This window comes from Pseudomonas sp. PsB (genome assembly GCF_043658375.1).
GTDB classification, from domain to species: domain Bacteria; phylum Pseudomonadota; class Gammaproteobacteria; order Pseudomonadales; family Pseudomonadaceae; genus Aquipseudomonas; species Aquipseudomonas putida_Z.
Map to the genome: position 1 here is coordinate 218,775 of NZ_JBIGLU010000001.1, position 15,033 is coordinate 233,807.

Here is a 15,033-nt window from a genome sequence, read left to right on the forward strand (position 1 = left end):
AGCCGATCTGTTTCTGCATATTGCACCGCCTTTTTGCGGCGGGGTGCGATGTTAACCTGACTACACCCATGCAACATGGGCTTTTCCTGCATTCAAAACAGTATGTACTTGCTGCTCGCTCAGGGTTGCCTTGGCAGAGGAGCGGTCTGCCCAGGCATCCAGCAACGGACGAGAAAAGGAGTATCACGCCATGCATGCCATCAGCTTCATCCAGGACCTGGCAGTCATCATGCTGGTTGCTGGCGTGGTCACCATTCTCTTTCACCGCCTCAAGCAGCCTGTGGTGCTGGGCTACATCGTCGCCGGCTTCATCATCGGCCCGCACACCCCACCGTTCGGCCTGATCCACGACGAAGACACCATCAAGACCCTCGCCGAGCTGGGGGTGATCTTCCTGATGTTCTGCCTGGGGCTCGAATTCAGCCTGCGCAAGCTGTTCAAGGTAGGCGCCACGGCGTTCATCGCGGCGTTCCTGGAAATCGTGCTGATGATCTGGATCGGCTTCGAGATCGGCCGCTGGTTCGGCTGGAACACCATGGATTCGCTGTTCCTCGGCGCCATCCTGGCGATTTCCTCGACCACCATCATCGTCAAGGCGCTCAACGACCTGAAGATGAAGAACGAGCGTTTCGCCCAGCTGATATTCGGCGTGCTGATCGTCGAGGACATCCTCGGTATCGGCATCATCGCCCTGCTGTCGGGCATTGCCGTCAGCGGCACGGTCAGCTCGGGCGAGGTGTTCTCCACTGTCGGCAAGCTGTCGCTGTTCATGATCGTTGCGCTGGTCATCGGCATCCTGCTGGTGCCGCGCCTGCTGGCCTACGTGGCCAAGTTCGAAAGCAACGAGATGCTGCTGATAACCGTATTGGGCCTGTGCTTCGGCTTCTGCCTGCTGGTGGTGAAGCTCGAGTACAGCATGGTGCTTGGCGCCTTCCTGATTGGCGCGATCATGGCCGAATCGCGCCAGTTGCTGAAGATCGAGAGCCTGATCGAACCGGTACGGGACCTGTTCAGCGCCATCTTCTTCGTCGCCATCGGCCTGATGATCGACCCCCAGGTGCTGATCGACTACGCCTGGCCGATCGTGGTCATTACCCTGGCGGTGGTGTTGGGCAAGATGTTGTCGTGTGGCATGGGCGCGTTCATTGCCGGAAATGACGGGCGCACATCGCTGCGGGTGGGCATGGGGCTTTCGCAGATTGGCGAGTTTTCCTTCATCATCGCCGCGCTGGGCATGACCCTGCAGGTGACCAGCGACTTCCTCTACCCGGTGGCTGTGGCGGTATCGGCAATCACCACGCTGCTGACACCCTACCTGATCCGTGCCGCCGACCCGCTGTCGCTCAAGCTGGGCAAGGTGGTGCCCAGCCGCCTGGCGCGGGTGCTGTCGTTGTATGGCGAATGGTTGCGCAGCATCCAGCCGCAGGGCGAGGGCGCCATGCTCGCGGCGATGATCCGGCGCATCCTGTTGCAGGTTGGGGTGAACCTGGCGCTGGTGATCGCCATCTTCTTCAGTGGTGGCTATTTCGCCGGGCGGATCGGCAACTGGCTCAGCGAGTGGGTCAGCGATGCCAGCCAACAGAAAGCGCTGATCTGGGGCGCAGCGCTATTGCTGTCGCTGCCATTCCTGATTGCCGCCTATCGAAAGCTCAAGGCGCTGTCGATGCTACTGGCAGAGATGGGCGTCAAGCCGGAAACGGCCGGGCGGCATACCCAGCGCGTGCGCCGTGTGATTGCCGAGGTGATCCCCCTGTTGTCGCTGCTGGTGATTTTCCTGCTGCTGTCGGCGCTGTCGGCGAGCATTCTGCCCACCAGCGAGCTGCTGCTGGTGATTGCCGTGGTGGCTGCGGTGGTGGTGGCCTTGCTGTGGCGCTGGTTTATCCGCGTGCATACGCGCATGCAGATTGCCTTGCTGGAGACGCTGGAGAACAGCCGCGAGAATACGCACTGAAGGGGGCAATGCTCCCTGCGCAAGATTTCACCGTCGTCCGAGGGGATGGAGCGGTAGCGATGTCGCCAGGCGCAGAAAGCCTGGCGATTTTAACTACATTGATGGCACGGGGCCATATTTTTTCCTATTCCTGTGCCGGCCTCTTCGCGGGTAGACCCGCGAAGAGGCCGGCACAGGCAGCATCAAATCAGAGGTTGGAATCAGCTCTCCAGCCAGACATCCCGTGCCCAGTGCCACACCGATTCCCAGCTGTCTTCACCGACGATTTCCTCTTCGGCATCCCACAGCACCACGGTGCCATCCTCTTCGACGCAGTAGTAGTTGTCGCCGTCCTGGCACAGTGGAATCAGGTCACGTGGCACGCCGGCATCCCAGGCGTTGGCGGCGACTTCTGGCAGGTAGGTATGCGACTGTGGGTCGGTAACGGTCACCGGCTCCAGTGAGCCATACACCACGTCACTGACGGTCAGCAGGAACTCTTTGAACACGAACGGAATGTTGATGAACAGCTCTTCTTCGATCTCGACCAGTTGGTCCTCGTCGGGAAGCTCAAGGGGCACCGGCACTGGCTCGTTGGCTTCACGGAGTTGTTCGATCACTTCTTCCACGGTTCACTTCCTCTGACCTAGATGACAACGCTGCGCGTTATACCCTAGTAGGCCACTCTGGCAAAAGCAAAAACCCCGGGACAGGCCCGGGGTTTTTTGTGCAGCACGCAGCGGTTAGCCGTTTTGACGGATACCGGCCACCAGCCACGGCTGGTTTTCGCCCTGGGCGCGGACCATGTGCCAGCTTTCGCTGAACACTTCGCCCTGGTCGAAGCGCGAGTTCTTCGACACGCCACGGAAGGTCAGGGTGGCGTCGGTACGGTCGGCGCGGTCGTCGACACCGTCCAGCTGTACCTCGAGGTTGTCGATGTAGGTGGACTGGAAGCCATCACCCAGTTCGGCGCGCTCGCGCTTGAGGAACTCGAGCATCTGCGGGGTGACGAACTCGGCGATCTTGTCCATCTCGTTGGCGTCCCAGTGCTGCTGCAGCGCCTGGAAGTGGTTACGGGCAGCAGCCAGGAAGTTCTGCTCGTTGAACCAGGCCGGGGCGTTGATCACCGGGGCGGCTGCGGCAGCAGGTGCGGCCGAACCACCGAAGATCGACGGCTGGGCAGGCTGCGCGTGAGTTTCACGCTGCATCGGCGCATGGCCCGGCATGGCCATTTGCGGCTGCTGCTGACGACGGCGCGCGGCGATGAAGCGGAACACCAGGAAGGCGATGAGCGCCACGATCAGGAAGTCCATGATCTGGAAGCCTTCGAAACCGTCGCCCATGAACATGGAGGCCAGCAGGCCACCGGCGGCGAGGCCGGCCAGAGGGCCCAACCAGCGCGAAGCACCGCTGGTGGCCGGGGCGGCACGGCCAGGTGCGGTCGGCGCGGCGGCAGGCGTGGTTGGCGTGGCCTGGCGGGTCTGGTGAATAGGCGCGGAGCCCGAGCTCTTGCCGCCGCCAAAACGCTTGGCGTTGGCGTCCAGGCTCAGCGTCAGGCCGACGCAGAGCGCCAGAGCGATGCTAAGAAAACGTTGCATAAGTGGGATATCCCCTGTTGTGGATTGCACGCGCGTCATGGTGCACAGGTTCCCGGGCACATGACCAGCGACATAATGTTTCGAGCTTTTGCCTGAATGTTACAAACCCGGCACGACCTGCCCTCGGAATGCTGGCGCATTACCTGTGGGAGCGGCCTTGTGTCGCGATAGGGCTGCGAAGCAGCCCCAAGATATCAGCGTCAAAGCCACAATCGTGGGGCCGCTTTGCGGCCCTTTCGCGACACAAGGCCGCTCCCACAAAGGCCGATCCACAAGGGACCTCGCAGGCTTTTAGATGGCCTCGAGCTTGGCATACCCCAGCATCAGCCACTTGCTGCCTTCGGCAAAATTCACCTGCACCCGCGCCTGGGCGCCGGAGCCTTCGAAGTTGAGGATCACACCCTCGCCAAACACCGCATGCTGAACACGCTGGCCCAGGTTGAACGCGGTCTGCGGAATGCTGGCATTGGCGAACAGGTTGCTGTTCGTGGCCGTCTTGGCCCCGCCGAACGGGCGGCTGACGCTGTTGGACAGGCGCACTTCCTGAACCAGGCCTGCCGGAATTTCGCGTACGAAACGTGACACCTTGTTGTAGGTCTCGCTGCCATACAGGCGACGCGTTTCGGCGTAGGTCATGACCAGCTGGCGCATGGCGCGGGTGATGCCCACGTAAGCCAGGCGGCGTTCCTCTTCCAGGCGGCCAGGCTCTTCCAGGCTCATCTTGTGCGGGAACAGGCCTTCTTCCATGCCCACCAGGAACACATACGGGAACTCCAGGCCCTTGGCGCTGTGCAAGGTCATCAGCTGGACGCTGTCTTCATGCTCGTCGGCCTGGGCATCGCCTGCCTCGAGCGAAGCGTGGCCGAGGAACGCCGAGAGTGGCGAGAGGTCGGCGTCTTCTTCGGTGGACTCGAAGTTGCGCGCTGCGCTGACCAGTTCCTCAAGGTTTTCTACCCGTGCCTGGCCCTTCTCACCCTTTTCTTCCTGGTGATAGATGATCAGCCCGGACTGCTCGATGGTTGTCTGGGTCATGGTATGCAGTGGCATGTCCAAGACCTTTGTCGCCAACCCCTCGATCAGCTCGATGAACGCACCCAGGGCACTGGCCGCGCGGCCTTTCAGGGCTTTGGCAGCGAGCAGCTGGCACATGGCCTCCCACATCGACAGCTGGCTGTGGCGGGCGTGCTCGCGGATGGCTTCGACGGTTTTTTCGCCAATGCCACGTGGTGGCACGTTGATCACCCGCTCCAGGGCTGCATCGTTGCCACGGCCTTCGATCAGCCGCAGGTAAGCCATGGCATTCTTGATTTCGGCGCGCTCGAAGAAGCGCTGGCCACCGTAGATGCGGTAGGGGATGCGTTCGCGCAGCAGGGCTTCTTCCAGCACCCGCGACTGGGCGTTGGAGCGGTACAGAATGGCGATTTCGTTGCGCGCATTGCCCTGCTTGACCAGGCTCTCGATGGTTTCCACCACGTAGCGGGCTTCGTCGTGCTCGTTGTAGGCCGCATACAAGGTCAGCGGTTCGCCTTCGCCCATGTCGGTCCACAGCTCCTTGCCCAGGCGCCCGCTGTTGTTGGCGATCAGTGCGTTCGCTGCCTTGAGGATGCCGCCAGTGGAGCGGTAGTTCTGCTCCAGGCGGATCATCTCGGCGTCGGGGAAGTCGGCAGTGTACTGGTGAATGTTCTCGATCTTGGCACCGCGCCAGCCGTAGATCGACTGGTCGTCATCGCCCACCGCCATCAGGCTGTCACCGCCGCGCGCCAGCAGGCGCAGCCAGGCGTACTGCACGGCGTTGGTATCCTGGAACTCGTCCACCAGCACGTGGCGGAAGCGCCGCTGGTAGTGCTCCAGCAGGCCCGGGTGGTCGCGCCACAGGTCCAGGGCGCGCAGCAGCAGCTCGGAGAAGTCGATGACCCCGGCGCGCTCGCAGGCCTGCTCATAGGCGGTATAGACGTCGCGCATGGTCGACAGGAACAGGTCGCCCCCGGCCTGGATATGCTGTGGTCGCAGGCCTTCGTCCTTCTGCCCGTTGATGAACCACTGGGCCTGGCGTGCCGGCCATTTCTGCTCGTCCAGGCCCAGCTCGCGCATCACCCGCTTGATCAGGCGCTGCTGGTCGTCGCTGTCGAGGATCTGGAAGTTCTGCACCAGCCGTGCTTCCTGCCAGTGGGCCCGCAGCAGGCGATGGGCCAGGCCGTGGAAGGTGCCGACCCACATGCCCGCCGGGTTGATGCCCAGCAGTTGCTCGATCCGCTGGCGCATTTCTGCCGCGGCCTTGTTGGTGAAAGTCACCGACAGGATCGAGTGCGGCGATGCCTGCTCCACCTGGATCAGCCAGGCAATGCGGTGCACCAGCACGCGGGTTTTACCGGAACCGGCGCCAGCAAGCACCAGTTGACGCCCGAGCGTGGCCGCTACGGCCTGGCGTTGGGCATCGTTGAGGGAATTCAGCAGGAGGGAGAGGTCGTCTGTGCGCATCGGGCCATTCTAGGGCGCGGCAAGAAATGGGGCAAACCTCTACTGTATAAATATTCACCTGCCGCATGCCCGTTCATCGAGCCGATGGCAGGTGCCAGGCCACCGCTCGGGCGGCCTGGCAGGTAGCTGTTCAGTCAATCGCCTCGATGGTGCGAATTTCGCAGCGCTGCGAACCGCCGGCATGGATGATCTCCACTGTTTTCCAGCCAGTGCCGCCTGCACGTTCGAAAACCACGGTTTTTTCGGTCAGCACCTGCGGGGTGATTGCGCCGCTATCCAGCAGCTGAAGCTCCAGCACTTCCCAGCCACCCCGGTGGCGCAGCTTGGGTTCGACCAGCACCGGTTCGATGGCCGGGGAGGCGACCGTAACAGTGCCGTGAACCCTGAAAACCTGATTGCCGTGAGCGATGTCGTTGATTGCAACGAGGTTGGTGATAGTAGCCATTGTCTGCTCCTGTCTCGGGTTGAAAGTAGCGCCAGCGCGCCGGGGCTACTTTCTGCCCTTTCGCCTGCCGCAGGAGCAGGGCAGTGCTTCAGCTATGCCAGTGCCTGCCGTGCCTGGCCAGCAGGCTGTTGGCTTGCTCCGGCCCGTTACTGCCTGCCGGGTACGGTCGCGGTGCCTGGAAGTGCTCTTCACAGCCCTTGATGATCGGGTCGATCCAGGCCCAGGCCGCTTCCACTTCATCGCGGCGCATGAACAGCGTCGAGTCGCCCTCCAGCACATCCAGCAGCAGGCGCTCGTAGGCGTCCCAGCGGCGGGTCTGGCTGAACACCTGGGCCAGGTTCAGGTCCAGGTCCACAGGTTCCAGGCGCATGCCCTTGCCCGGGCTCTTGGTCATCATGCGCAGGCTGATGCGTTCGTCCGGTTGCAGCTGGATCAGCAGCTGGTTGACCTGGCCGCCATTGAAAAGCTCGTGGGGCACCGGCTTGAACTGGATGACGATCTGCGATGAGCGCCGTGCCATGCGCTTGCCGGTCCGCAGGTAGAAGGGCACGCCCGCCCAGCGCCAATTGTCGATGTGCGCCTCGATGGCGATGAAGGTTTCGGTGTCGCTGTCGTTGTCGACGTCCTTTTCGAAGTAATAGGCCGGCACTTCCTGGCCGCCGATGCGCCCGGCGCCATACTGGCCGCGTACGGTCTTGTCCTGCACGTCCTGGCCAGTGATGGGCTTGAGGGCCCGCAAGATCTTCACCTTCTCGTCACGCACCGCTTCGGCCTCGAACTGCGCGGGGGGCTCCATGGCCACCAGGCATAGTAGCTGTAGCAGGTGGTTCTGCAACATGTCGCGGGTCGCCCCGGCGCGGTCGTAGTAGGCGCCGCGGTTCTCTACACCCAGGGTCTCGCAAACGCTGATCTGCACGTGGTCGACCTGATTGTTGCGCCACACCGGCTCCAGCAGGGCGTTGGCAAAACGCAGGGCCATCAGGTTCTGCACGGTTTCCTTGCCCAAGTAGTGGTCGATGCGAAATACCTGGTTCTCCTCCAGCACTGCGCCAATCGCTTCGTTGATGGCGGTAGCCGATTCCAGCGAGTGGCCGATCGGCTTTTCCAGCACGATGCGCGCTTCGGCGTCGGCCAGGCCGGCGTTATGCAGGTGCTTGGCAATCGGCACGAACAGGTTGGGGGCGGTAGCCAGGTAGAAGATGCGCGTCAAGCCGCCGGGTTCGCCCAGGTAGCGCGCCAGGCGGCCGAAGTCGGCGCTTTGCGAAGCATCCATGGCGAAATAGTCGACCCGCGCGGAAAACCGCTGCCAGACCTCTTCGTCGAAGTCGTTGCGGGCAATTTGTGCCCGGCAATGGCGCTCGGCGAGCTTGAGATAATCGTTACGTGGCAAGTTGCGTCGTGCCAGCGCGATGATGCGCACGGCGCTGTTCAGACGGGCCTCGCGAAACAGGTGGTAGAGCGCCGGAAGCAGTTTGTGCAGGGCCAGATCGCCGGTGCCGCCGAAGACCAGAATGTCGCAAGGAATAGTCAAACCACCACTCTCCACGTTCGTTTAACTGGGCGGGTTGGCGTCCATGTAGTATAACTACAAGATAGCTACAACCCGGCCAGCCGATCATAACCGAGTCCAGCCTGTGAATCTGTTGCAACATATCGCCCAATCGCGCCACCTGCTGCGCAAATCGGAACTCAAAGTAGCCGACCACGTGCTACTCGACCCGGCTGCCGTCATGCACAGCTCCATGGCCGACCTGGCGCACAGCGTGGGTATAAGCGAACCGACCATCGTGCGTTTCTGCCGCGCGATCGGTTGCTCGGGCTTCCAGGACCTGAAGCTGAAGCTGGCGCAGAGCCTGGCTGCGGGGGCCAGTTTCGGCCAGTTCGCCATCCATGAAGACGACTCGGTCGCCGACTACAGCCTGAAGATCTTCGACACCACGCTGCACACCCTGATGGAAGTGCGCGAGCACCTCGACCCGCAGGCGCTGCAGCAGGCGGTGACCGCCATGGCCCAGGCGCAGCGTGTGGAGTTCTATGGCTTTGGCGCCTCCGGTGCGGTGGCGGCCGACGCCCAGCACAAGTTCTTCCGCCTGCTGCTCAGCGCGGCAGCCTATTCCGACCCGCACATGCAGGCGATGTCTGCGGTGACCCTGAAGCCGGGTGATGTGGCGGTATGCATTTCCCAGTCGGGCCGTTCCAAGGACCTGCTGATCACCGCCAACCTGGTCCGTGAGAGCGGCGCCAACCTGATTACCCTGTGCCCCAGCCAGACACCACTGGCGGAGCTGTCGACGGTCAACCTGGCGATCGACGTGCATGAAGACACCGAAATCTACACCCCGCTGACCTCGCGTATCGCCCACCTGGTGGTGATCGACGTGCTGGCCATGGGCGTGGCCATGGCGCGCGGGCCGAGCCTGGTCAACCACCTGAAGAGCGTGAAGCGCAGCTTGCGCAGCCTGCGCTTGTCGCCCAAGTCGATCAAGGCTACCGACGACTGATCTGCATTGCCTGTGCTGGCCCTATCGCCGGCAAGCCGGGCTCCCACACAGTCACCACAGGCCTCGAGTCCTGTGGAGTACCTGTGGGAGCTGGCTTGCCGGCGATAGGGCCAGCACAGGCAGCAAAAATTCACTGTTTTGTCACCATTCCACAGCCAAACCGTAAACCACTCGAGCCAGTCTGAAACTCCCGCATCCTATCTGGGAGACAGGCAATGGCTCGTGACTTCGACGGTACGTACCAACCCAGCGCCAAGGCTCGCAAGCAGCAGGAAAAGGATCAGCGCCGCATGGAATACCGCCGCGCGATCGAGAGCTATTGCGACCAACGTCAACTGCTCCGCGAACTAGTGGACTACCCCGAGCTGCAAGAGCTCACGGTCTGGCAGGCGTCGGCAGCATCTTCCCCGAAAAACGCTCAACCAGTGCGCTGATCAGCGCACGTTCGCTGCGGATGAACGCCAGGAAAGCCAAGGCCACCGGCGACTGCCGTTTGGCCTTGGACTGCACCACGCACCAACTGCGGTACAGGGGTAGTTCCTCCACGGGCAGCTCCCTCAGCACACCGGTGGCCAGCTCCAGGTTGACCGCATGGCGGGTAAGCATGGCAATGCCCAGGCCGGCGATCACGCACTCGCGCTGGGCGTCGGCCGAGGCCACCTCCAGGGTCTGGGTGAAATGCACGCGCTTGTCCTTGAAGTATTCCTCGCAAGCCTTGCGCGTGCCCGAACCCTGTTCGCGGACCAGCAGGGTATGAGGCTCCAGGTCCTGCAGACGCAGTTGCTCCAGCTTGCACAGCGGGTGCTCGGGCGGCGCCACCGCGACGATCGGGTTGTTGAGGAACGGCAGAAACTCCAGGCCCATGTCCTGCGGCACCATGGACATGATGATCAGGTCGTCGCGGTTGTCCGACAGGCGGCGGATGGCCTGGGCGCGATTGACCACCGTCAGGGTCAGGTTGACCTCCGGGTGACGCTGCTTGAAGGCCGCGAACAGGTGTGGCACGAAGTACTTGGCACTGGACTCGATCGCCAGTTTCAACTGCCCCTGCAATGAGCCCTGCATGTCCGAAAGCTGCATGTCCAGGCTCTCCAGGCGCCCGAAGATGTCGCGGCTGGCGCGTTGCAGGGCCTCGGCAGCTTCGGTCAGGTAGAGCTTCTTGCCCACGTACTCGAACAGCGGCTGGCCGATCAGCTCTTCGAGCTGGCGGATCTGTAGACTAACGGCGGGTTGCGTCAGCGCCATCTCTTCCGCCGCACGGCTGTACGAACGCAAATCGCATACCTCGTTGAAGATCTGCAATTGACGCAAAGTCATACGCATCAAGGACTTACGCATTTTTATCCGCCCTTCGGCAACACCTTGTTACCGCACTATAAGCTTTTGCTAATACAGCCCCTAACAAATATTGATTTTTGTTTATCAATCTACAGCGCTAGGGTGAATGTGCGACTGGCCAGCAACGTCTGGTCACGCGCCGACCGGGAGAACCGGCTCGACTGTTCCTACGGCTTTGGGAAGACTCCAGTGATAAAAAAAATCCTGATCGCCAACCGAGGTGAAATTGCAGTTCGGATCGTGCGTGCCTGCGCCGAGATGGGCATTCGCTCGGTGGCGATCTATTCCGATGCCGACCGCCACGCGTTGCACGTCAAGCGCGCCGACGAAGCCCACAGCATTGGTGCCGAGCCGCTGGCCGGTTACCTGAACCCGCGCAAGCTGGTGAACCTGGCTGTGGAAACCGGCTGTGATGCCCTGCACCCGGGCTATGGTTTCCTGTCGGAAAACGCTGAACTGGCAGAGATCTGCGCCGAGCGCGGGATCAAGTTCATCGGCCCGGCCGCCGAGGTCATTCGCCGCATGGGCGACAAGACCGAAGCACGCCGCACCATGATCGCCGCCGGTGTACCGGTAACCCCGGGTACCGAAGGCAACGTTGCCGATATTCACGAAGCCCTGAGTGAAGGTGACCGCATCGGTTACCCGGTCATGCTCAAGGCCACCTCTGGTGGTGGCGGCCGTGGTATTCGCCGTTGCAACAGCCGTGAAGAACTGGAACAGAACTTCCCCCGCGTCATCTCCGAGGCTACCAAGGCCTTTGGTTCCGCGGAAGTGTTCCTGGAAAAGTGCATCGTCAACCCCAAGCACATCGAGGCGCAGATCCTCGGTGACAGCTTTGGCAACGTCGTGCACCTGTTCGAGCGCGACTGCTCGATCCAGCGCCGCAACCAGAAGCTCATCGAAATCGCCCCGAGCCCACAGCTCACCCCCGAACAGCGCGCCTACATCGGCGACCTGGCGGTGCGTGCGGCCAAGGCAGTGAACTACGAGAACGCCGGTACCGTGGAGTTCCTGCTCGCCGATGGCGAGGTGTACTTCATGGAAATGAACACCCGGGTGCAGGTGGAACACACCATCACCGAGGAAATCACCGGTATCGACATCGTCCGTGAGCAGATCCGCATTGCCTCGGGCCTGCCGCTGTCGGTCAAGCAGGAAGACATCCAGCATCGCGGTTACGCGCTGCAGTTCCGCATCAACGCCGAAGACCCGAAGAACAACTTCCTGCCCAGCTTCGGCAAGATCACCCGTTACTACGCCCCCGGCGGCCCGGGCGTGCGTACCGACACGGCGATCTACACCGGCTACACCATTCCGCCGTTCTACGACTCCATGTGCCTGAAACTGGTGGTGTGGGCGTTGACCTGGGAAGAAGCCATGGACCGCGGCCTGCGAGCCCTGGACGACATGCGCGTGCAAGGGGTGAAGACCACCGCCGCGTACTACCAGGAAATCCTGCGCAATCCCGAATTCCGTAGCGGCCAGTTCAACACCAGCTTCGTCGAAAGCCACCCGGAACTGACCAACTACTCGATCAAGCGCAAACCCGAAGAGCTGGCCCTGGCCATCGCCGCTGCCATCGCCGCCCACGCAGGCCTGTGAGGAACCCCATAATGTCCAAGAAAATTCACGTAACCGACACGATCCTGCGCGACGCCCACCAGTCCCTGCTGGCCACCCGCATGCGTACCGAAGACATGCTGCCGATCTGCGACAAGCTCGACAAGGTCGGCTACTGGTCGCTGGAAGTCTGGGGTGGCGCCACCTTCGACGCCTGCGTGCGCTTCCTCAAGGAAGACCCGTGGGAGCGCCTGCGCAAGCTGCGCGCGGCGCTGCCCAACACCCGCCTGCAAATGCTGCTGCGCGGCCAGAACCTGCTGGGCTACCGCCACTACAGCGACGATGTGGTCAAGGCGTTCGTCGCCAAGGCAGCGGTCAACGGTATCGACGTGTTCCGCATCTTCGATGCGATGAACGACGTGCGTAACCTGCGCGTGGCAATTGAAGCGGTCAAGGCTGCCGGCAAGCACGCCCAGGGCACCATCGCCTACACCACCAGCCCGGTACACACCATCGAAGCCTTCGTGAAGCAGGCCAAGCAGATGGAAGCCATGGGTTGCGACTCGGTGGCGATCAAGGACATGGCCGGCCTGCTGACCCCGTTCGCCACCGGCGAACTGGTCAAGGCGTTGAAGGCTGAGCAGTCGCTGCCGGTGTTCATCCACTCCCACGACACTGCCGGCCTGGCCGCAATGTGCCAGCTGAAGGCTGTGGAAAACGGCGCCGATCACATCGACACCGCCATCTCCAGCTTCGCCTGGGGCACCAGCCACCCGGGTACCGAGTCGATGGTTGCCGCGCTCAAGGGCAGCGAATTCGATACCGGCCTGGACCTGGAGCTGCTGCAGGAAATCGGCCTGTACTTCTATGCCGTGCGCAAGAAGTACCACCAGTTCGAAAGCGAGTTCACCGCCGTGGACACTCGCGTGCAAGTCAACCAGGTACCGGGCGGCATGATTTCCAACCTGGCCAACCAGCTCAAGGAGCAGGGCGCCCTCAACCGCATGAACGAAGTGCTGGCTGAGATCCCGCGCGTGCGTGAAGACCTCGGCTTCCCACCGCTGGTAACCCCGACCTCGCAGATCGTCGGTACCCAGGCGTTCTTCAACGTGCTGGCCGGCGAGCGCTACAAGACCATCACCAACGAGGTGAAGCTGTACCTGCAAGGCGGTTACGGCAAGGCTCCGGGCGTGGTCAACGAGCAGCTGCGCCGTCAGGCGATCGGCAGTGAAGAAGTGATCGACGTGCGCCCGGCCGACCTGCTGAAGCCGGAAATGGCCAAGCTGCGTGCCGATATCGGCGCCCTGGCCCGTTGCGAAGAAGACGTGCTGACTTTCGCCATGTTCCCGGACATTGGCCGCAAGTTCCTCGAAGAACGCGAAGCCGGCACCCTGACCCCTGAAGTCCTGCTGCCAATTCCTGAAGCGGGCGCAGTGGCGTCTCATAGCGGTGAAGGCGTACCGACCGAGTTCGTCATCGATGTGCACGGCGAAACCTACCGCGTCGACATCACCGGTGTGGGCGTGAAGGCCGAAGGCAAGCGCCACTTCTACCTGTCGATCGACGGCATGCCGGAAGAAGTGGTGTTCGAGCCGCTCAACGAATTCGTCGGCGGCGGCAGCAGCAAGCGCAAGCAGGCCAGTGCCCCGGGCCATGTCAGCACCACCATGCCAGGCAACATCGTCGATGTGCTGGTCAAGGAAGGCGACATGGTCAAGACCGGCCAGGCCGTGCTGATCACCGAAGCCATGAAGATGGAGACCGAAGTGCAGGCGGGTATCGCTGGCAAGGTCGTGGCCATCCACGTGGCCAAGGGCGACCGTGTGACACCGGGCGAGATCCTGATCGAGATCGAAGGCTGAGATAAGCCCTCATCTACAAGCGGTTTACCTCTGGGGAGCGGATGCTCCCCTTTTTTTTGCGTTGAATCTGCCGGCCTCTTCGCAGCACAAGGCTGCTCCTACAGGACCCCGCAAGCCTAAGGTCAGTGTTGTACCTGTGGGAGCGGGTTTACCCGCGAATAGGCCGGCTGATCCAACACAACCCTCAACCTTTACGGCATGCCTCAAGTGTTTCTACCTGACCTCCAGGTTGTTGGTTGGTATCACTCAACCACCGCTCGAACCCGGCAACCACCGCCGGCCACTCATCATCAGTAATCGAATACCACGCCGTATCCCGATTGTGGTCCTTCACCACCAGGTGCTTGCGGAACACGCCTTCATAGACAAAGCCAAACCGCTCCGCCGCACGCTTGGAGCGTGCGTTGGCGTTGTTGCACTTCCATTCCAGCCGGCGGTTGCCCAGCTCGAAGCCCAGCTTGCCCAGCAAATACACCGCCTCGGTGCCCTTGGGCGTACGCTGCATGGCAGCGCCGAAGGCGATGTGGCCGATTTCGATGCGGCCGTGGTCGGGCACGATCGACATCAGGCTCAGGATGCCCTGGGCCTGGCCGCTGGCGCGGTCGATGACGGTGTAGAACAGCGGGTCGCGGCCAGCGGCGTTGCCTTCCAGCCAACGGTCGAAGGCGGCACGTTCGGTGAAAGGGCCATAGGGCAGGTAGTCCCACAGCGCCGGGTCGGCCGCCGGGCCTTGCAGCACCTCCCAGAGGTCGTCGCCATGGCGCGCCGGGTCGAGCTTTTCCAGGCGGATGAAGCGGCCGTCGATGGGCTCGGCCTGGGGAGCTGTGGCGGGTTTCCAGTTCAATGCGTCGGTCATGTTCGGCTTAGAACTCTTTGCGGAATTGGATGAAGCCCGAGCGCTCGGCAACCTGTTGGTACAGGCTGATGGCGGTGGCGTTGGTTTCGTGGGTCAGCCAGTGCACCTTGGCGCAGTTGTCGGCCTTGGCTTTGGCGTAGACGTGCTCGATCAGCTGGCGGCCGATGCCCAGGCCGCGCTGTGTGCTGTCCACGTACAGGTCCTGCAGGTAGCAGGCGTTCCCGATGCTCCAGTTGGAACGATGGTAGATGAAGTTGACCATGCCCACTGCCTTGCCATCGACCCAGGCAAGGGCCGAATGGGTCGGTTCGTTCGGGTCGAGCAGGCGTTGCCAGGTGCTGAGGCTGACCTCTTCGGTCAATTCGGACTCATAGAAGTGCAAGTAGGCCTGCCACAGGCCGAGCCAGGCAGCATGGTCTTGGGTGGTAACAGGACGCAGGGTAACGCTGGACATGGGCTATT

General features: G+C 62.2%; 13 protein-coding genes. 5 read left to right on the forward strand and 8 right to left on the reverse strand.

Annotated elements, in window-relative coordinates:
- Positions 1 to 190 precede the first annotated feature (190 nt).
- On the forward strand, positions 191 to 1,951 hold the full coding sequence (locus ACGLHT_RS01050) for a cation:proton antiporter (RefSeq protein WP_085615998.1): 1,761 nt from the start codon (positions 191 to 193) through the stop codon (positions 1,949 to 1,951).
- Positions 1,952 to 2,151: 200 nt separating this feature from the next.
- Here ACGLHT_RS01050 and ACGLHT_RS01055 read toward each other — a convergent pair whose 3' ends face one another.
- The 5 genes from ACGLHT_RS01055 to zwf all read right to left on the reverse strand — a co-directional run bounded on the left by ACGLHT_RS01055 (position 2,152) and on the right by zwf (position 7,982).
- The gene (locus tag ACGLHT_RS01055) at positions 2,152 to 2,559 is read right to left on the reverse strand and encodes an SMI1/KNR4 family protein (RefSeq protein WP_025341149.1); all 408 of its coding nucleotides are present in this window, start codon (positions 2,557 to 2,559) and stop codon (positions 2,152 to 2,154) included.
- A 114-nt stretch (positions 2,560 to 2,673) separates the two neighbouring features.
- The gene (locus tag ACGLHT_RS01060; RefSeq protein WP_025341148.1) at positions 2,674 to 3,528 is read right to left on the reverse strand and encodes a Tim44 domain-containing protein; all 855 of its coding nucleotides are present in this window, start codon (positions 3,526 to 3,528) and stop codon (positions 2,674 to 2,676) included.
- Between the two features lie 291 nt (positions 3,529 to 3,819).
- Complete coding sequence (uvrD, locus tag ACGLHT_RS01065) at positions 3,820 to 6,006, reverse strand: DNA helicase II (RefSeq protein WP_075046788.1); 2,187 nt, start codon at positions 6,004 to 6,006, stop codon at positions 3,820 to 3,822.
- Between the two features lie 130 nt (positions 6,007 to 6,136).
- Positions 6,137 to 6,451 carry a hypothetical protein gene (locus tag ACGLHT_RS01070; RefSeq protein WP_274119884.1) on the reverse strand — a complete coding sequence of 105 codons (315 nt, stop codon included), beginning with the start codon at positions 6,449 to 6,451 and terminating at the stop codon, positions 6,137 to 6,139.
- Positions 6,452 to 6,539: 88 nt separating this feature from the next.
- On the reverse strand, positions 6,540 to 7,982 hold the full coding sequence (gene zwf, locus ACGLHT_RS01075) for a glucose-6-phosphate dehydrogenase (RefSeq protein WP_274119883.1): 1,443 nt from the start codon (positions 7,980 to 7,982) through the stop codon (positions 6,540 to 6,542).
- 103 nt (positions 7,983 to 8,085) lie between these two features.
- Here zwf and hexR point away from each other — a divergent pair, with 103 nt between their 5' ends.
- Both hexR and ACGLHT_RS01085 read left to right on the forward strand, forming a co-directional pair.
- Positions 8,086 to 8,952, forward strand: coding sequence for a transcriptional regulator HexR (gene hexR, locus ACGLHT_RS01080; protein ID WP_011536461.1), 867 nt, complete (start codon positions 8,086 to 8,088; stop codon positions 8,950 to 8,952).
- 215 nt (positions 8,953 to 9,167) lie between these two features.
- Entirely contained in the window at positions 9,168 to 9,386 is a 219-nt protein-coding gene (locus tag ACGLHT_RS01085) for a PA3496 family putative envelope integrity protein (RefSeq protein ID WP_274119882.1), read from the forward strand.
- On the opposite strand, the gene ACGLHT_RS01090 is transcribed toward ACGLHT_RS01085, so the two are convergent.
- Positions 9,328 to 10,290 (reverse strand): LysR family transcriptional regulator, encoded by a 963-nt coding sequence (locus ACGLHT_RS01090; protein WP_274119881.1) that lies wholly within the window; start codon positions 10,288 to 10,290, stop codon positions 9,328 to 9,330. The genes ACGLHT_RS01085 and ACGLHT_RS01090 overlap by 59 nt on opposite strands.
- Positions 10,291 to 10,479: 189 nt before the next feature.
- Between ACGLHT_RS01090 and ACGLHT_RS01095 the strand changes: the two genes are divergently transcribed.
- Positions 10,480 to 11,895 (forward strand): acetyl-CoA carboxylase biotin carboxylase subunit, encoded by a 1,416-nt coding sequence (locus tag ACGLHT_RS01095; protein WP_013974837.1) that lies wholly within the window; start codon positions 10,480 to 10,482, stop codon positions 11,893 to 11,895.
- Positions 11,896 to 11,906: 11 nt separating this feature from the next.
- Positions 11,907 to 13,715 carry a sodium-extruding oxaloacetate decarboxylase subunit alpha gene (gene oadA / locus ACGLHT_RS01100; RefSeq protein WP_025341144.1) on the forward strand — a complete coding sequence of 603 codons (1,809 nt, stop codon included), beginning with the start codon at positions 11,907 to 11,909 and terminating at the stop codon, positions 13,713 to 13,715.
- Between the two features lie 184 nt (positions 13,716 to 13,899).
- Here oadA and ACGLHT_RS01105 read toward each other — a convergent pair whose 3' ends face one another.
- A complete protein-coding gene (locus ACGLHT_RS01105; RefSeq protein WP_274079284.1) occupies positions 13,900 to 14,571 on the reverse strand; it encodes a GNAT family N-acetyltransferase in 672 nt (223 codons plus the stop codon).
- A gap of 7 nt (positions 14,572 to 14,578) precedes the next feature.
- A complete protein-coding gene (locus ACGLHT_RS01110; protein ID WP_274079285.1) occupies positions 14,579 to 15,025 on the reverse strand; it encodes a GNAT family N-acetyltransferase in 447 nt (148 codons plus the stop codon).
- Positions 15,026 to 15,033 lie beyond the last annotated feature (8 nt).